The organism is Frankia casuarinae, assembly GCF_000013345.1.
Lineage (GTDB): Bacteria > Actinomycetota > Actinomycetes > Frankiales > Frankiaceae > Frankia > Frankia casuarinae.
This window is the reverse complement of record NC_007777.1, coordinates 4,535,148-4,551,754: the sequence shown is the minus strand read 5'-3', so window position 1 is coordinate 4,551,754 and position 16,607 is coordinate 4,535,148. Positions and strand designations below refer to the sequence as shown.

Sequence of the window (16,607 nt, the reverse complement as noted above, 5' to 3'; positions counted from 1 at the left end):
GGATGCGGGGTCCGTCACGGCCCGAGTGGCCGACCCCGCACCGCCGCGGGACGGCGGGAGCCCGGGCCCCGGCCCTCGTCCGTGTCCTCGCGGACCGCGGCGCTCACCGGGTCGGTGGCCACGTCCTCGGCGCCCCCGGCGCGCAGCACCAGTTCGAGATCGAAGCGGGTGTCAGGGTCCTCCAGACATGGTCCGAACAGCTCGCGAAGCTGGTTGACCCGGTAGCGGACGGTCTGCGGATGGATGTGCAACCGCTCGGCGATCAGCCCGCGCTGCCCCCGCAGGGTCAGCCAGTGCAGGAGGGTCTCGGCCAGCCGTTCCCTGGTCCGGTCGGGCAGCCCGTCAAGGGGGGCGAGCCGGCGGGACGCGAGGTCGGTGATGAGCCCGGGGTCGCTGGCCAGCAGCAGGGCGCTGAGATGTTCGTCGGTGAACAGGGGGTCGGCCGCGGCGATACCGCGAAGCCGCCCGGCGCTGCGGGCATCGCAGGCGAACCTCGCCCGCGCCGCGCTCGCCGCCGCCTGACCCCACGGCACGGCCGGTCCCACCACCGCGGCGAGCCCGGCGAGCTGTTTCGCCAGTGCCGCCCGGGTGGCCGCCCGCTCGGTTGAGCCGACGAACACCCAGATGTCTGCCCCCTGCACGGCGCGGGGGCAGCCCGAGGGCAACCGGGAGGGGAGCGAGCCTGCCCAGGGGTCGGCCTCGTGGTCGGCCTCGTGGTCGGCCTCGTGGTCGGCTTCGCCGTCAGCCGGGTGGGTGGCCGCGGAGCCGGTCGGGGCGGGGACGAGCACGGCGGCCAGCCGGCCGGGCAGCCGCACGTTGCCGGAACGGGCGACCTGCGCGATCGCCCCGCCGGCCGCGCCGGACAGCAGCATCTCGCCCAGCCGGTCCCACAGCCGCTCCAGTTCACCGGCCGCGGTGTACTGCTCGGAGGCGTAGCCCTCGGCGGAGGCCGCGGAGATGCCGTCGATGTAGGCGAACATCATCTCGGCGAGGGACACCAGCGCCGGGCCGTCCAGCCCGCCGCGGCGGGCCGCCGCCTCCCCGAGGCGCCGCCAGGAGACGCGGGCGCCCACCCGGTAGGCGCTCAGCAGGTTGTCCAACGACCGTCCCGCGTACACCTCGCCGCGGCCGAGACGGACATAAACCTCCCGGCTGGCGGCGAGGTCGACAGTGCAGTGGGGACCGGCCTCGACCAGGCTGAGGAAGCGGAACAACGCCTCGTCGACTCCGCGGCGCACCCCATGGCCGAACTTGCCCTCCAGCGGGCGCGCGTAGGCGGGAACCTCCCGGGCGATCGCGGCGATAATCTCTTCACCCAGAGCGTCGAACTCGGCAGCGAGGATCTCGCTCAGCCCGGCTGGAAACTGTCCCATGAGGACAGTTTGCCGCCCGACCGTCGCAATCTCCCGCACCTCGTCGTCTGGGCGGGGCCGCCCGTGGTCGTCGCCGACGGCCGGCGGAATCGGTCCCGGGCGGGTCGGGGCACGGCCTCCCGTGGCCATGACTTGGGATGGGCGTCCTCTTCGCCACCGGCGCGGCCCGCCGGGCAGTAGCGTTGGCAACTGTGTCCCCGCCTAGAGAACCCGGCCCGGCCGCGTCCACCGCGGTGAAGTCGGCCCTGCCGGCATCCTCCTATCCGATCGAGCGGACCCGGCTCGGTAACGGCCTGCGCGTGCTGCTCGCCCCCGACCACACCGCGCCGGTGGTGGCCGTCTCGGTGCACTACGACGTCGGGTTTCGATCCGAGCCCGAGGGCCGTACCGGATTCGCTCACCTGTTCGAGCACCTGATGTTCCAGGGCAGCGAGAACGTCGGTAAGGCCGAGCATCCGAAGCACGTCCAGGCCGCCGGCGGAATCTTCAACGGATCGACGCACCCGGACTACACGGACTATTTCGAGCTGCTCCCGGCCGGGGCGCTCGAACTGGCCCTGTTCCTGGAGGCGGACCGGATGCGGGCGCCGAAGATCACCCGCCAGAACCTGGACAACCAGATCGCCGTGGTGCAGGAGGAGATCCGGGTCAACGTCCTGAACCGCCCCTACGGGGGATTTCCCTGGATCAAGCTGCCGCCGGTCGCGTTCGACACCTTTCCGAACGCCCACAACGGCTACGGGGATTTCTCCGAGCTCGAGGCCGCGAGCTTGGACGACGCCGAGGACTTCTTCGACAAGTACTACGCACCGGGCAACGCCGTGCTGACCATCGTCGGCGACATCGACCCGGAGGAGACGCTCACCTTCGTCCACCGGTACTTCGGTGACATCCCCGCCCGCTCGGTGCCGACGCGGGTGAGTTTCGCCGAGCCGGTGCCGAGTACCGAGCGCCGGGCGGTGCTGACCGACCCGCTCGCGCCGCGCGCCGCCCTGGCGGTCGGCTACCGGGTGCCCGACCCGATCGGAGACCTGTCCACCTACCTGTCCTACTACCTGCTCACCGAGATCCTCAGCGACGGCGACGCCAGCCGGCTCGAACGCCGCCTGGTGCAGAAGGATCGCTCGGTCATCGGTGTGAGCACCTACCTTGGCACCTTCGGGGATCCGTTCGAGCAGCGTGACCCGCTGCTGCTGACCCTGGAGGCCCGCCAGTCCGAGGACGCGAGCGCGGACGCCGTCCTCGCCGCCGTCGACGAGGAACTGGCGCGGCTGGCGGGCGAGGGCCTGGCGGACGGCGAGCTGGAGCGGGTGCAGGCGCGGGTGGCGTCCTCGCTGCTGCGTGAGTCCGACGACGCGCTGGGACGGGCACTCGCCATGGCCGTGCATGAGCTGCAACGGGGACGTCCCGAGTTGGTGAACGAACTGCCCGCGGAACTGTCCGCGGTGACCGGGCAGGCCGTCGCCGCGGCCGCCCGGACGCTTCTCGACCAGGGCCGCTCGGTCCTGGAGCTGCGTGCCGGCGCCGCCTCATGAGCGGCAGCGCGCTGAGCTCGACGACCACCCGGGCGGCGGTCATCCCGGCCGTGCGCCCGACCGTCCCGGCGGAGTTGCCGGCCGTCACCGACCACACTCTCGACAACGGTCTGCGGGTGCTGGTGGTGGAGCGGGCCAGTGTGCCCCTGGTCGAGGTGCGGCTGCGGATCCCCTTCGCCGGCGTCGGCGCCGTGCACCAGGCCCGGGCCGAGGTGCTCGCGGAGACGCTGTTCACCGGATCACACCGCTTCGACCGGGTGGGCCTGGCCACCGAGGTCCAGCGCCTGGGCGGATCGTTGTCGACGGGGGTTGACGCCGACCGGCTGGCCATCGTCGGTTCCGCCCTTGCGGTGAACCTCGAACCCTTGTTGGGAATCATGGCCGAGGTGCTCCTCAGCGCCACCTACCCGGACGACGAGGTCACCGGCGAACGCGACCGGATCGTCGAGGACACGGCGATCGCCTGTAGCCAGCCCGCGGTCATCGCCCGGGAGGCGCTGCTCGGCCGGCTCTTCGGTGACCACCCCTACGCCACCGGCATCGCCGAGCCGGAGACCGTCGGACAGGTCGGCCCCGAGGACGTACGGGCCCTGCACGCCGAACTGATCTCCCCGGCCGGCGCGATCCTCACCCTGGTCGGGGACGTGCCGGCGCCGCGTGCTCTCGCGGCGGTCTCCGCCGCGCTCGGCGGTTGGACGGGCGGGCCCGCGCGGACCGTCCCGCCGGTCCCAGCCCTCACCACCGGCCCGATCGTCATCGTCGACCGTCCGGGTGCCGTGCAGACCAACATCAGGCTGGGCGGACCGGCCCTGGGCCGTTCCGCGGCCGGATACCCGGCGCAGCGGCTGGCGAGCACCATCTTCGGTGGTTACTTCAGTTCCCGGCTGGTCAACAACATCCGCGAGGACAAGGGCTACACCTACTCCCCGCGCAGCTCGATCGATCACTACCAGGCAGGGTCACGGTTCACCGTCGCAGCGGACGTCGCCACCGAGGTGACCGGGCCCGCGTTGCTGGAGATCTTCTACGAGCTCGGGCGGATGGCGGTTCTACCGCCCAGCGAGGAGGAGCTCGACGCCGCCCGCCAATACGCCGTTGGCACGTTGGCACTGGGCAGCGCGACCGCCGCCGGTCTCGCCTCGACGCTGTCGGCGCTGGCCGGGGCCGGGATCGGGGTCGAGTACCTGCGTGATCACCCGCGCGCCCTCGCCGAGGTCGGCGTGGGCGACATCCAGGCGGTGTCCGCGGACCTGCTTGCCCCGGCAAAGCTGATCACGGTGCTCGTCGGGGACGCGGCCAGGATTTCCGCGACCGTGGGGGCACTGGGCATCGTCGCGACCTGAGCACCGGGCCCGTCCCGCTCCCGGGGGTCCCGCTCCCGGGGGTCCCGCTCCCGGCGGGGCGTGCTCAGCGCCTGGTGGAGGTGGGACGCGGGGGCGCGGGGCGGGGCGCGCCGCCGCCGGGGCCCGGTGCCGGTGGTCCACCGCCCGGTGGATTGCCGCCCCGCCCACCGAGCTCGCCCGGTAGCACGGCGCGTGGGTCGCCAACCGAATCGACCACCTGCCGAGCCAGATCGTGCACCCTGCGTCCCATTCCGCGAGCGGTGCGCCGCAGCCGCTCGAAGGCCTCCCGCGGGCGGATGTGGTTACGTTCGGCGAGGACCCCGATGGCCTGTTCCACGATTACGCGGGAGGCCAGCGCGTGTTCCAGCTGGACGACGGACAGCCGGAGCTGCTCGACCTCGCTCAGGTCACGATCGGGGCGGCGGGGTCGGCCGGGCGGGGCGAGATCCTCGGCCAGCAGATCGGCGAGCACCATTGCCGAGAGGAGGTCGCCGACCGGCCGGATCTCGGCTCCGGGGCCCTCCACGACCCACCCGGCGGGAGTACGTCGAAGGCGCATGTCCGAGGGGGTCCGGCGGGGGCCGGTTCCCGCCCCGGTTCCGCCCGCCGCGGACGGCGGTCCGGGCCGGTCCGGCCCGGCCCGGCCCGGCGGTCCGGGCCGGGCCGCCCGCGCGATGGTCTGCGGGGTGGGTATCCGCCCCGGTGGGCGCGGGGTCGCCGGTGGGCCCGGCGGGGGCGGGCCGCCGGGCGGGCGGGGACCGTTCGCGGAGACCGTCGGCGGGCTCGGCGCGGGAACGTCCCCGGTGACCGCGAGTGCATCGGCTACCCCGCGCAGCAGGGCCAGGATGTCGGCCGATACGATCACCTTGCTACGGTCCAGGCCGACGAGGAGGCCCACCAGCCGACCGTCCGTGCGGACCACCGGCATCGTGACATGGCTGCGTATCCCGAGCTGGCGGTATTCGGCCGTGTCGGATCCGGCGTGCGTCGGGTCAAGACCGGACGCCGTGGCGGGCGTGCCGTCGAGCACGCGGGCGACCAGGCTGTCCCCCCGGGGATAGTGCGTTCCCTCGTCGAGACCAGGGGAGGGACCTGTTACCCGGAGATAGCTCGCGGTCGTCGTCGATACCACGACGAAACAGGCCGTCTCCATCCGGTGAAGGGCACTGGCGGCCCGCAGCGCGGCATCGACGGTGCTCCACGCCTGTTCTGAAGGTGCTGACGACACAGGCCGAACTCTCCCACAAACTTCACGGGCAGTAACGGACACCGTCCCACGAGCCGGCCGCGTGTGCAGTGGGAAGGTAAGAACTCCCGAGATGTCGTTGCTCTACGTATCCGTTATGCGGCAGAAGTGGCCTTCTCTGTGACTTGGCGAAGGCTCGGGTTCGTCATCACAGTGCCATCGGGAAAGAGCACGGTCGGCACGGTCGCGTTCCCGTTGTTCGCATCGCGGACACGTTGCTCTGCTGTCGGGTCCTGCTCGATATCAACGGTCGTGTACTCGATGCCGGCATGGTCGAGTTGGCGCTTCAGCCGAACACAGTAGCCACACCAGGAAGTCGTGTAGATCGTGAGCACGAAAGGGCCTCCAAGCCGCTGGTGACACAACGGTTCATGTAACCCCACCGCGGCGCCGTCGGTTCCCGCCGCGCGGCGGGGACTACCGTATCGGATGATGTCCGGACCGCCTGCCCTCGCCGCCCAGGCCGCCCGTGTGCGATCGGGCAACGATCTGCTCGCCGCGCTCGATCCCGAACAGCGGGCCGCGGCCGGAGCCCCGCTCGGACCGGTCTGCATCCTCGCCGGCGCCGGTACAGGTAAGACACGCACCATCACCCATCGAGTCGCGCACATGGTCGCGCAGGGGGGGGTCGGGCCGGGCCAGATCCTGGCGGTGACCTTCACGGCCAGGGCTGCGGGAGAGCTGCGCGGCCGGTTGCGGGCCATGGGTGTCGATGGAGTGCAGGCCAGGACGTTCCATTCCGCGGCTCTCAAGCAACTGTTGTACTTCTGGCCGTCGGTCGCCGGGGTCGCGCTGCCCAAGGTGGAGAAGAGCAAGATCCCGTACGTGGTGCGGGCGGCCGCCCGCCTGCACCTGCGGCCGGACCGGGCCGAGCTGCGCGACCTCACCTCGGAGGTCGAGTGGGCGAAGACGACGCTTGTGACCCCGGCGGACTACGCCCGGATGGCGGCGGCGAGCGGGCGGGAGACCGCCGCTCCCCCCGAGACGGTCGCCCGGCTCTACGCCGCGTACGAGGAGGTCAAGCGCGACGCCGGTGTGATCGACATGGAGGATCTGCTGCTGCTGACCGCGGCGATGATCGAGGAGCACAGCTGGGTCGCGGCCGAGGTGAGGGCCAGATACCGCCATTTCGTCGTTGACGAGTATCAGGATGTCAACGACCTGCAACAGCGTGTCCTCGACGCCTGGCTGGGGGAGCGCGACAGCCTCTGTGTCGTCGGGGACCCCCATCAGACGATCTATTCGTTCACCGGGGCGTCGCCCGAGCACCTGCTCGGATTCCCGCGCCGGTTCCCGGACGCGGCCGTGGTGCGTCTGATCCGAGACTACCGGTCCACCCCCCAGGTGGTCGGACTCGCGAACACCCTGATGCGGGCGGCCCCGGCGGCCCGCCTCGTCGCCGCTCGCCCGGACGGTCCCGCCCCGGTGTGGCTGGAGTGCGACAGCGAGCCGGCGGAAGCCGCCGCGGTGGCGTCCCGGATCCGCCGGCTGCTCGACCAGGGCGTGCCGGCGAGTGAGATCGCCGTGCTGTACCGCACGAATGCCCAGTCCGAGGCGTATGAGGCGGCGATCGGCGGGGCCGGTATCGCCTACCTGCTCCGGGGCGGGGAGAAGTTCTTCGAGCGGACCGAGGTCGTCGCGGCCATGAGGTTGCTGCGGGCCGCGGTGCGCTCCGCCGACACCGACCGCCCGGAGGGACTCACGGCCGCTGTCGCCGACATCCTCGCGGCGCTCGGCTGGCGGGCGGACCAGCCGACGGTGGGCTCGGGCGCCGAGCGGGAACAGTGGGAGAACCTCGCCGCGCTGCACCGGCTGGCCGGCGATCTCGCCGCCCGTTCGCCCGAGGCCGACCTCGAGGCCTTCGTCGCCGAGCTCGGCGACCGCGCGACCCACGAGCATCAGCCGACGGTGCAGGGGGTGACCCTGTCGACCCTGCACACCGCCAAGGGCCTGGAATGGGATGCGGTGTTCCTCGTCGGGCTGACCGAGGGCACGCTTCCCCTCGTCCATGCCAGGACCGCCGAGCAGATCGCCGAGGAACGTCGCCTGCTCTACGTCGGGGTGACCAGGGCCCGTAGGCACCTCGTCCTGTCCTGGGCGCTGTCCCGGGCGGAGGGCGGCCGGCGGTCGAGGCGGCCGTCTCGCTTCCTCGACGATCTGCGTCCGATGCGCCGGGAGTCCGCGGCCGGCGTCCGCCACGGGGGGCGAGGCGAGGGCACGAGGCCCGTGGCCGGGGCGGAGGAGACCGGCCCGGGTCGGTCCCGGAGCAGGTCGGCGGTGCGGTGCCGGACGTGCGGCCGGTCGTTGACGGGTGTGCACGCGCGGGTCGGGCGCTGCGAGGGCTGCCCCGGCGACGTCGACGCCGCGCTGTTCGAGCGCCTGCGGGTGTGGCGTTCGGCGCGGGCGAAGGAACAGGGGGCACCGGCCTTCGTCGTCTTCACCGACGCCACGCTGCAGGCGATCGCCGAGAGCCGGCCGGGCACGGTGGCCGAGCTCGTGCGGCTGCCCGGCATCGGACAGGCCAAACTCGACCGTTACGGGGAGGAGGTACTCGCCCTCGTCGCGGGGCGCACGCCGCCGGTCGGGTCGCCGCCGGTGGTGGAGTCACTGGGGTCCGACACGCCGCCCGACGCTTCGTAACTGGAAGTGTTCGCGGCGCAACACAGAAAATATGTTGTGGTTCGCGCGGCGAGCTTCTACCGTTACCGAGGACGCCTGAAGCGGGCATGTGGAGTGACACCCGTCCGGGTCCCACGGACTCCGGGTCCCACGGACTCCCGAGCCCACGGACTCCCGAGCCCACAGAGAAGGAGGTGATTTCGTCGTGTTCAGCATCGTGATGGACAGAGCTGTCGCCGAGATCACCCGTCCGTGGGAGAACCGGCACGGCGCGGCATTGATGAGTGCCGCCATCGGTGCCGTCGTCGGTGCGTCCGCAGGCCGTGGCACGTCCGCCGCCGTCCCCACGGTCCAAGCCGATGATCTGTCGGCCCAGGAGTCCGCGTTCCCGAACCCGGCGGGGGGCGTGGCGCTGGCGTCCGGCTATGCACACCGTCACTTCACCTTCCGGGGATCCGCCCACGATCCGCTCCTGGACTAGCGCCGACTGGAGCCGAATCCGAGGCCGCGGATCCCGATGGGGACTGCGGCCTTTGTCGTTTCGCTTCCTTCATCCCACCCGAAGACCAACCTGTCTCGGAGGTGACATCGGTGTTCGACCCCTCGGTCGTTTCCCGGATCGAGCGGGATCGTCTCGTCCTGCCCTGCTGGGACGTAGATCCTGACATGTTCTTCGCTGAGTCCCCGGCGGACGTGGAGACCGCCAAGGCCGTCTGCCGGACCTGTCCCATCCGGGCGGCGTGCCTGTCCGCCGCGCTGGACCGTGCCGAGCCCTGGGGAGTGTGGGGCGGCGAACTGCTGGTGACCGGCAGCGTCGTCCCGCGTAAGCGGCCCCGCGGCCGTCCGCGCAAGGAGCGCAAGGAAGAAGAGGTCGCCGCCTGAGCCCCCGTGCCACCCGTTGATCACACGGGGGCGGCGGTGGCATCGCCGCACCAGCACGGGCGGGACACCGGATCGTCGGTGTTCCGCCCACCGGTGTTGCCGCGCTTTTCTTCCGCTGGTGCCTGCGGCCCCGGTACTGTTCCGGCGTGCCCAGCAGCGAGCGTGTCTACCCGGTGTCCACAGGTGCGGGTCCGGCCGGAGCGCCGGGACTGGCCGCATCCGACGATCTTTCTCTGGCCGTTGCCATCCTCACCGGTCCCGAGCTGGCCGCGATCGTGGATCTCGTGGCCTGGGTCGATTCCGGCTGGCTCTACGTGGCGAACGCGATCGGTTCGTCGCGGTTGCCGGTGGCCGATCCGGACGGTCCCCGGGAACTTCGCTTCGGGCGTGATCCGCTCGGGTCGGAGGATCCGATGCACGGCGTGCCGCTCGCGGCGGCGCTCGCCGACCCGTCACCACCGAACGAGCGCAACTCCTACCCGTTCGCCGGACGGCGACTGCTGTCCGCCTTCGCCGATCCCAGCCGTTCACCCGATCTGATCGTCGTACACACCCCCCGGCACTACTGGCCCGACCGCGGCGGCCACCTGGGTGAGCACGGATCGTTGGATGCCGGCCAGTCCCGGGCTCCGCTGATCCTGTCCGGCGCGGGTCATCGACATCGGACCCACCCTCGCGGCCCTCGCCGGCGTGACCATGGCGGATGTGGAGGGGACGCCGCTCACCGATCTGGTGGGGCCAGGGGCCCGGCACGTCGTCGGCCTGCTCTGGGACGGGGCCAACAGCAACGACGTCCTGCACCTCGCGCACGCCGGCGAGCTGCCGGGGGTCGCGCGTCTGCTTGCCACCGGGACGGCCCTGACCGGCGGCGCGATCGCCGAGTTCCCCAGCGTCACGTTGACCAACCACACCTCCGCGCTCACCGGAGTCGGGCCGGGCCGGCACGGCATCCTGCACAACGTGTACTTCGACCGGGCGACCGGCGAGCAGGTCATCGTCAACGACGTGCGGACCTGGCATTCCGCGTGCGATCAGCTTCGGGACGGGGTGGAGACGCTGTTCGAGGCCCTCGCGCGCGACCGACCCGGGGCGACCAGCGCCTGCGTGAACGAACCGGTCGACCGGGGTGCGGACTACTCGACCTTCGGGCTCGTGCGGGCCGCCGGTAACCACGGCGGGGCCGGCGATATGGGGGACTACCTGCCTGCGGCCGACGGCGACCCGCACGCCACCGCCCGCTGGGTAGGGGAGAACGCCGACTATGCCTGGTCCACCCGGGTGGACGCGCTCGGCCTCGCGCAGGTCCAGCAGCTCTGGGCGGCGGACGCGGTGCCCCCGGACCTGATGTGGTGGAACACCACCATCACCGACACCGGGCATCACGGGGGCGGCCCGTACTCCGAGCAGGCCCGCGCCGCGCTGCGGGACGCGGACGCCCGGTTGTGCGCCTTCCTCGACCTGCTCGCCGAGCGGGATCTGCTGGCCGAGACCGCGATCCTGCTGACCGCCGACCACGGCTCGGAGGCGGCGGATCCCACCTGCCAGGGCGACTGGGGGGCTGCGCTGCGCGCCGCCGGGGTGCGTTTCCGGGACGAGGGATACGGCTTCCTGTACCTCGGCGTCGACATCGTTGACATCGTCGAGCAGCCGGGGGGTTGACCCGCCGGGCCAGCCCGTCAATAAGCGTCGGTCACGGTTGCGGGGTCGGAGAACGACTCCTCGTCCGGTGCCCGGCGCGGGGCGGCCTTGCGGCCCGACCCGGGTCGAGCCGCGGCGGAGCGGTTCGCCGGGGTAGAGGGCCGGCTCGGTTCGGCCGGCTCGGCCTGTAGGGGCAGCGCCGCGGGGGCGGTGGCCCGGTCGTCGGCAGTCGCCGGAGCGGTGTCGGCCGCCGACCTCCCGGCCTTGCGGGCCTTGGTCGTCCTGCCGGTCCGTCCTGGTCTGCGGGGTTTGCGCGGGCCGGGCAACCCGCCGGCCAGAACGACCGGGCCGTCCAGCGGCCGGACGATTCCGGCCTCGTCCTGGACGGGGAGAGCGGGCAGGGGACGACCGGGCCGGTTGGCGTCCTCGGCCGCGCGGGCGGTCGCCGTCCCCGGTTCGGCGAACCCGGGTTGCCAGCGCTCCATCTCGTCCCGGAAGCGGCCGGTGCTGCCCAGCTGGCACAGGATGCCGATCGCGCCGAGTGTCACCCGGTGGATGAGCAGGTACGACGGCGGCAGATTGAGCTGGCGACCGAGCTGTGCCGCCGCCGACCGCCAGTCTCCGAGCCTGGCGGCCTCCTTGCGCAGCCAGCCTCGGGAGAAGGTGAACTCCTCCACCGCGATCGGCTCCAGCATCGGGGCCAGATAATCCAGCAGGTCCTCGGCTCGGATTTCGGCCGACGGCGGGATGAAGCCCTCGCGGCGCAGTCCCTGCTCGACGGCGTCGGCGTCCCCGGCCAGGGTCTGTCGAGCCAGCCGGCCGATCGGCGCCGGCAGGCCGTCCGGCAGGCGGTTCACGGCGCCGAAGTCCAGGACGCCGAGCCGCCCGTCGGACAGCAGGCGGAAGTTGCCGGGATGCGGATCAGCGTGCAGCAGACCGGCGCGACCCGGGCAGGAATAGAGAAACCGCACGAGCAGCAGGCCGGCGGTGTCGCGCTGCTGCGGGGTACCGTCCGCGATGATGACGGACAGGGGTATTCCCTCGATCCACTCGCTCACGAGCACCCGGCCAGAACCGGCCAGCGGCCGGGGGATGACGACGTCCGGCTCGTCCGCGTACGCCTCGGCGAAGGCCCCCTGCCAGGCGGCCTCCAACCGATAGTCGAGCTCCTCGGCGATTCGGGCCTTGAGCTCCTCGACCAGCGGCTTGATGTCCAATCCGGGAGTGACCGCGCCGAACAGCCGAGCGGCCCGGCCGAGCTGGGTGAGATCGGCGAGCAGAGCGGGACCCGCTCCCGGATACTGCACCTTCACCGCGACGGCTCGGCCGTCAGCCCAGACCGCCCGATGCACCTGGCCGATGCTGGCCGCCGCCGCCGGAACGTCGTCGAAGCTCGTGAACAGCGAGCGCCAGTCCGCTCCGAGCTCCTCGGCGAGCACGCGGTGCACCACTGCCGCCGGCAGCGGGGGCGCCGCCTCCTGCAGCCTGGTCAGCGCCGCCCGGTATGGCCCGGCGACGTCGTCGGGAAGCACCGCCTCGAAGACGGACAGCGCCTGGCCCAGTTTCATGGCGCCACCCTTGAGCTCCCCGAGCACCCGGAAGATCTGCGCGGCGGTGCGCTGCTGGAGCTCGGAGGCGACGGCCTCGGCGGGGCGACCACCGATGCGTTTGCCGACGCCGAGGGTGGCTCGGCCGGCTATTCCGATGGGAAGCGTGGCCAGCTTGGCGGTGCGGACGACGGCCCGCCGTGGGATCTCGGACACTGCTCCATCGTGCCCTGTTCCGCGTCGTCACGGGTGCCGGCCAGGCGTAATGACTCCAGGACGCCAAATGACTCCAGGACGCCGGCGCGGCGACCGCCCGCGGGGTGGAACGGTCACGCGGGTGCCACCGGCGCAGAGGCCTCCGCCGACGCGGCCGCCGATCGGGCGGTGCGGCAGGGACAGTTGGGGTGGACCGGCCAGGTGCGTCGGCGAATCCGCCAGCCGGGAACGGTGAACTCCAGCGTGCCGTCGGCGGTCACCGGTAGGACCGCGGTCACCGGTAGGACCGTGCGCGGGGAAGTCAATGTAATGAAGGTCTCATTATGGCTGCTTGCTGTCGGTGGCAGATGGTCCGAGTTATCGGGATGTTGGCCCGGGGCGGGTCCCGTGACGCCGGACAGGTCGGGTGGGGCAGATAGGGCAGATAGGGCAGATAGGGCGGATAGGTCGGGTGGAGGCGAGGCGGCGAGGTCCAGAAAGGCCAGGGCCTGCATGGCGGTGAGCGCGGCGACAAGACCCGCCAGGGTGATCTCGCAGGCGTCCGGCCCGGTGGCCGGGCGGTGGACCATCTGCATGGCGAGCACCGGCCAGACCGGGTTCCGGGAGTACCGGTGGAGGTGCTGGCAGTGCAGGCACGCGGTCACGGTCGGCACGACGAGCGGACCGACGATCCCCGTGGTCTCCCGCACTCCGGCCACGAGATGGGCGGTGCCTCGGCCTTCCAGATCGAGGCACTCCCCAGGGTGGATCATCGGCAGACCGACCGGAGCCAGCACGATCAGATCCGCGGCGAACCGGTCCTCGTCGGGCCGACGGTGCCCGGCGCCCTGCCGGCTGGCCCGGGTCACCGCCGCGCCGGTGGCCAGGGACCGGGGACGCCCCACGTCGTCGAGGCGCAGGCCGCCCGGGGAGACGTCGGCGGCGGTCGTCACCTCGGGATCGTCGATGACGACCCGACCGATCCCGGCCGCGGCGAGCAGGGCCGCGACCTGAGCACCGACGCGACCGGCGCCGCGCACGAGGACCCGCATCGCCCGGCGGGTGGCGAGGACCCGGCGGGCACCGGCCGGATCCTCCGACACCAGGGACAGCGCCGCCAGGTCGGGCGACAGACGGTCATGCTCGACCGCGGGCAGCGGTGCCGCACCGGGAGGCGCCGTGGCGTCGTCCAGCAGACCGGCCTCGGCGAGCAGGTCGAGCAGGACCCGGCCGGCGGGAGTGCCATCGAGACGCAGCTGCTCCAGCGTGCGGCTGCCGTCGAGGGCGTCGAGCAGGGCGGCGTCCGACGGGGCCAGGTCGGCGAGGATGACGGCGCGTGCGGTGTCGATACCGAGCTGCAGGGTGGAGCTGTTGTGCCAGAGCCGGCGCAGGCCCGGCTTGAGGATCGGGCGCATGGATCCTCCGGGTGTTCCCGCCGGCCGGTTGAGGCCGGGGAATCGGACCAGGACGGGCCGGTCACGGCGACCGGCGGATCCTCAGCGTGGCACGTCCGACCGGCGAAGGATGAACACCCGTGGATCGCTGTGGACGTGCTGTGGACGAAACTGTGGATCATCACTGGTCCGTCCGGGTTACCTGTCCGGGTTGTCCGGCCCGTCGGATCCGCCATCGGCGGGTGGGGCGCCGCGGAGTTTCTCGATTTCACCGATCGGGTCGTCGAGCGCGCTCGACGACGCGCCGGACACGAACGCCTCCGGGGCGGCGAGATCTGCCGCGGTGGGCAGCAGATCGGGATGCGCCCACAGCGCGTCGCGACCCTCGTGACCCCGGGCCTCCCGTACCGCCTCCCACAGGGCGGCGGCCTCCCGCAGCTTGCGTGGCCGCAGGGAGAGACCGACCAGCGTGGCGAAGGTCTGCTCGCCCGGACCGCCTTCGGCGCGACGGCGCCGCACCATCTCGCGCAGTTTGCCCGCGGCCGGCAGATGACCGGTGGCCGCGGCGTCCGTCACATGATCGACCCAGCCCTCGATCAGCGCGAGGATCAGTTCGAGACGGGCGAGCGCGGCCTTCTGCTCGGGGGTGGTGGCGTCGCTGAACACGTCCTCGCCGAGCGCCTCCGACAGCCGTTCAGGGTTCATCAACGCCGTCGGGTCGACCATCCGCATCACCCGTCCGACGGCCTCGGTATCCACCGCGATGCCGCGGGCGTACTCCTCCACCGCGCCCAGGACGTGGGCGCGTAGCCAGGGGACGTGCGCGAACAGCCGGCTGGACGCGGCCTCCCGCAGCGCCAGGTAGATGCGGACCTCGTCCTCGGGGATCTCCAGGCCCTGACCGAAGGCGACGACACCCGCCGGGATCAGGGCGGCGGTCCCGACCGGTCCGAGTGGCAGCCCGACCTCAGTGGAGGAGACGACCTCGGCGGCCAGGGTGCCGATCGCCTGCCCCACCTGGGCGCCGAACAGCATCCCGCCGACCCGGTCCATCATCTGCATGATCGGGCCGCCGGTGGCCATCAGCCCGCTGAGGTCGAGTCCCGGGGGCAGCGCGCCGCGCAGCTCACTCGGCAGCTCGATCCCGCCACCACCGAGGTGGTTCAGCCCGCTGGAGATCCCAGTGCGCATCGCCTCGGCGACCTTCGTGGCGATCGGGTCGCAGAGGGTCTGCCAGACCGGCAGGGTCTTCTCGATCCACTCCTGCCGCGACCAGGCCTGCGCCGCCGTGGCTCCGGCCGGCAGCGAGGTCACCGCGTCGAGCCAGACGTCGGCGATCCGTATCGCCTCGCTCACCGGCTCCCGCTGGGCCGTGGACACCGCGGAGTCGGTGTCGCCGAGGGACCTGACGGCCACCTGGCGGGCCAGCTCCCAGTTGACCGGACCGCCATGCCAGGACAGCAGCCGTTCGAGCTCGGCAAAGAACGGGGCGCCGCCACCGAAGGGGGGCCGGGGCTCGTCGCCGCCGCCAGCGGGCGTGAAGCCGAACGGGAAGTTGCCACTCATCGGCCGTAGCCTCCTCGGGAGGCGGGCAGTCGCACGCACGGTTGGCACATGAACCCACGGTAATGCGTTTTCTGCCCGACGGGCGAAACGGCGCTGGCCCCGACCGTTACGGTCGTAGCTGTGGAACCGACGTGTTCTCCGGCGGGGGCCCCGCCGATCGCGCCCGCCCCGCCCGCGCCACCTCCGTCGTCCGTGCCGTCCGTGCCGTCCGTGCCGTCCGTGCCGTCCGTGCCGTCCGTGCCGGACCCGGACCCGGTCGCGCGGGTGACGCTCGCGGAGATCCGGGACGGCGTCCTGTCGGTGGACGAGTGCATGGCCGCTGTGCGGTCCCCTGGCGTGGGGGGGATTGCCCTGTTTGTGGGCACTGTCCGGGGCCATGACCAGGGCCGCGGGGTGACCGACCTGACGTATCAGGCGCATCCCCGGGCCGGCACGGAGATCGCCCGGGTCGCCGGCGACGTCGCCGCGACCGCACCGGTGCTGGCCGTCGCGGTGGTCCACCGTACCGGTCACCTCGCCGTCGGGGACACCGCCGTGATCGTGGCGGTCGGCGCGGCCCACCGGGCGGAGGCTTTTGCCGCCTGTCGTCGTCTGATCGATGACATCAAGGAGCAGGTTCCCATTTGGAAACACCAGATTTTTGCGGATGGCGCGGCGGAATGGGTAGGCGCCTGCTGATCGGGGCACCCTACGATAGAAATAAGTCATCTTCTTGCCCGTCTCGACGTCGAGGCTCCCATGTGGTTCCTGTTGATCCCCCCCGTCGCCGTGCTCATAACTCTTGCGTGGGTCACCCTACGCAGCCGTCCCGACCGCACCTCCGAAGCCATGATCACGATTGAGGGCTATCGGCGCAGTATGGCCGCGCTGGCCCGACCGATCCCCGCCCAGCACGAGGTTCGTACCGTTACCGCCCTTGACGAACCCGGTCATCCCGGTCATCCCGGGCGGTCCGCCTCGGCCGGGGCGCCGTTGTCCGCGAGACACACGGCGCCGCCGCCCGAGTCCATCTGACCGTTTCCGTCCGGCGGCCGGGGCGTCTCACCGGCCGCCGGACGGCGGTTCAGGACCGAGTGGTCCTTCGAGTCCCTCGGCCGTGCTTTCGATCTCGTTCTTTACTCCCCACCTCCCGGCCCGCCGCGCGGCCTTCCGGACTCTGCCACGGCCTTCCGCCGCGCCTTTCGGGCCACCGAATGCCTTTCGGTGTCGATCATCGCAACCCCGGACCGTCGTGGCGAACCTCGGTTCCCGGACGCCGGGACGAGGGTC

The 16,607-nt window shown here is 72.2% G+C and carries 15 protein-coding genes; 8 read left to right on the top strand and 7 right to left on the bottom strand.

Annotated features, from left to right (window positions below):
• Positions 1-14 precede the first annotated feature (14 nt).
• Positions 15-1,502, bottom strand: a complete 1,488-nt coding sequence (locus FRANCCI3_RS19180) for a helix-turn-helix domain-containing protein (RefSeq protein WP_011438171.1) — start codon at positions 1,500-1,502, stop codon at positions 15-17.
• A gap of 104 nt (positions 1,503-1,606) precedes the next feature.
• Here FRANCCI3_RS19180 and FRANCCI3_RS19175 point away from each other — a divergent pair, with 104 nt between their 5' ends.
• Together FRANCCI3_RS19175 and FRANCCI3_RS19170 are read left to right on the top strand one after the other, a co-directional pair.
• Complete coding sequence (locus FRANCCI3_RS19175; protein WP_011438170.1) at positions 1,607-2,908, top strand: M16 family metallopeptidase; 1,302 nt, start codon at positions 1,607-1,609, stop codon at positions 2,906-2,908.
• Positions 2,905-4,251: a M16 family metallopeptidase gene (locus FRANCCI3_RS19170; RefSeq protein ID WP_011438169.1), complete on the top strand. Its 1,347-nt coding sequence runs from the start codon at positions 2,905-2,907 to the stop codon at positions 4,249-4,251. The genes FRANCCI3_RS19175 and FRANCCI3_RS19170 overlap by 4 nt, the downstream gene beginning before the upstream one ends.
• A gap of 64 nt (positions 4,252-4,315) precedes the next feature.
• On the opposite strand, the gene FRANCCI3_RS19165 is transcribed toward FRANCCI3_RS19170, so the two are convergent.
• Positions 4,316-5,479 carry a GAF and ANTAR domain-containing protein gene (locus FRANCCI3_RS19165; RefSeq protein WP_011438168.1) on the bottom strand — a complete coding sequence of 388 codons (1,164 nt, stop codon included), beginning with the start codon at positions 5,477-5,479 and terminating at the stop codon, positions 4,316-4,318.
• 113 nt (positions 5,480-5,592) lie between these two features.
• Positions 5,593-5,832 (bottom strand): mycoredoxin, encoded by a 240-nt coding sequence (locus tag FRANCCI3_RS19160; protein ID WP_011438167.1) that lies wholly within the window; start codon positions 5,830-5,832, stop codon positions 5,593-5,595.
• A gap of 94 nt (positions 5,833-5,926) precedes the next feature.
• On the opposite strand from FRANCCI3_RS19160, the gene FRANCCI3_RS19155 reads away from it, so the two are divergent.
• The 3 genes from FRANCCI3_RS19155 to FRANCCI3_RS19145 all read left to right on the top strand — a co-directional run bounded on the left by FRANCCI3_RS19155 (position 5,927) and on the right by FRANCCI3_RS19145 (position 8,998).
• A complete protein-coding gene (locus FRANCCI3_RS19155) occupies positions 5,927-8,137 on the top strand; it encodes an ATP-dependent DNA helicase UvrD2 (protein WP_011438166.1) in 2,211 nt (736 codons plus the stop codon).
• A 184-nt stretch (positions 8,138-8,321) separates the two neighbouring features.
• Positions 8,322-8,597 (top strand): hypothetical protein, encoded by a 276-nt coding sequence (locus FRANCCI3_RS19150; protein WP_011438165.1) that lies wholly within the window; start codon positions 8,322-8,324, stop codon positions 8,595-8,597.
• Positions 8,598-8,707: 110 nt separating this feature from the next.
• Entirely contained in the window at positions 8,708-8,998 is a 291-nt protein-coding gene (locus FRANCCI3_RS19145; protein ID WP_011438164.1) for a WhiB family transcriptional regulator, read from the top strand.
• A 527-nt stretch (positions 8,999-9,525) separates the two neighbouring features.
• Here FRANCCI3_RS19145 and FRANCCI3_RS28810 read toward each other — a convergent pair.
• Positions 9,526-9,660 carry a hypothetical protein gene (locus FRANCCI3_RS28810; protein ID WP_023841362.1) on the bottom strand — a complete coding sequence of 45 codons (135 nt, stop codon included), beginning with the start codon at positions 9,658-9,660 and terminating at the stop codon, positions 9,526-9,528.
• 43 nt (positions 9,661-9,703) lie between these two features.
• Here FRANCCI3_RS28810 and FRANCCI3_RS28805 point away from each other — a divergent pair, with 43 nt between their 5' ends.
• Positions 9,704-10,657 (top strand): alkaline phosphatase family protein, encoded by a 954-nt coding sequence (locus FRANCCI3_RS28805; protein ID WP_308726832.1) that lies wholly within the window; start codon positions 9,704-9,706, stop codon positions 10,655-10,657.
• 17 nt (positions 10,658-10,674) lie between these two features.
• On the opposite strand, the gene FRANCCI3_RS19135 is transcribed toward FRANCCI3_RS28805, so the two are convergent.
• The 3 genes from FRANCCI3_RS19135 to FRANCCI3_RS19125 form a co-directional block, all read right to left on the bottom strand.
• A complete protein-coding gene (locus FRANCCI3_RS19135; protein WP_011438163.1) occupies positions 10,675-12,399 on the bottom strand; it encodes an ABC1 kinase family protein in 1,725 nt (574 codons plus the stop codon).
• A 113-nt stretch (positions 12,400-12,512) separates the two neighbouring features.
• Complete coding sequence (locus FRANCCI3_RS19130; RefSeq protein ID WP_011438162.1) at positions 12,513-13,793, bottom strand: ThiF family adenylyltransferase; 1,281 nt, start codon at positions 13,791-13,793, stop codon at positions 12,513-12,515.
• Positions 13,794-13,970: 177 nt separating this feature from the next.
• Complete coding sequence (locus tag FRANCCI3_RS19125; protein ID WP_011438161.1) at positions 13,971-15,338, bottom strand: zinc-dependent metalloprotease; 1,368 nt, start codon at positions 15,336-15,338, stop codon at positions 13,971-13,973.
• Between the two features lie 228 nt (positions 15,339-15,566).
• Here FRANCCI3_RS19125 and FRANCCI3_RS19120 point away from each other — a divergent pair, with 228 nt between their 5' ends.
• Positions 15,567-16,016, top strand: a complete 450-nt coding sequence (locus tag FRANCCI3_RS19120; protein ID WP_369807822.1) for a molybdenum cofactor biosynthesis protein MoaE — start codon at positions 15,567-15,569, stop codon at positions 16,014-16,016.
• 60 nt (positions 16,017-16,076) lie between these two features.
• Positions 16,077-16,352 (top strand): hypothetical protein, encoded by a 276-nt coding sequence (locus FRANCCI3_RS19115; RefSeq protein WP_011438159.1) that lies wholly within the window; start codon positions 16,077-16,079, stop codon positions 16,350-16,352.
• Positions 16,353-16,607: the final 255 nt, after the last annotated feature.

Bases quoted from the DNA above. Each gene is read 5' to 3' on its own strand.
- FRANCCI3_RS19180 (WP_011438171.1), bottom strand. From the start codon at position 1,502: ATGGCCACGGGAGGCCGTGCCCCGACCCGCCCGGGACCGATTCCGCCG.
- FRANCCI3_RS19170 (WP_011438169.1), top strand. From the start codon at position 2,905: ATGAGCGGCAGCGCGCTGAGCTCGACGACCACCCGGGCGGCGGTCATC.
- FRANCCI3_RS19155 (WP_011438166.1), top strand. From the start codon at position 5,927: ATGATGTCCGGACCGCCTGCCCTCGCCGCCCAGGCCGCCCGTGTGCGA.
- FRANCCI3_RS28810 (WP_023841362.1), bottom strand. From the start codon at position 9,660: ATGTCGATGACCCGCGCCGGACAGGATCAGCGGAGCCCGGGACTGGCC.
- FRANCCI3_RS19130 (WP_011438162.1), bottom strand. From the start codon at position 13,793: ATGCGCCCGATCCTCAAGCCGGGCCTGCGCCGGCTCTGGCACAACAGC.
- FRANCCI3_RS19125 (WP_011438161.1), bottom strand. From the start codon at position 15,338: ATGAGTGGCAACTTCCCGTTCGGCTTCACGCCCGCTGGCGGCGGCGAC.
- FRANCCI3_RS19115 (WP_011438159.1), top strand. From the start codon at position 16,077: ATGTGGTTCCTGTTGATCCCCCCCGTCGCCGTGCTCATAACTCTTGCG.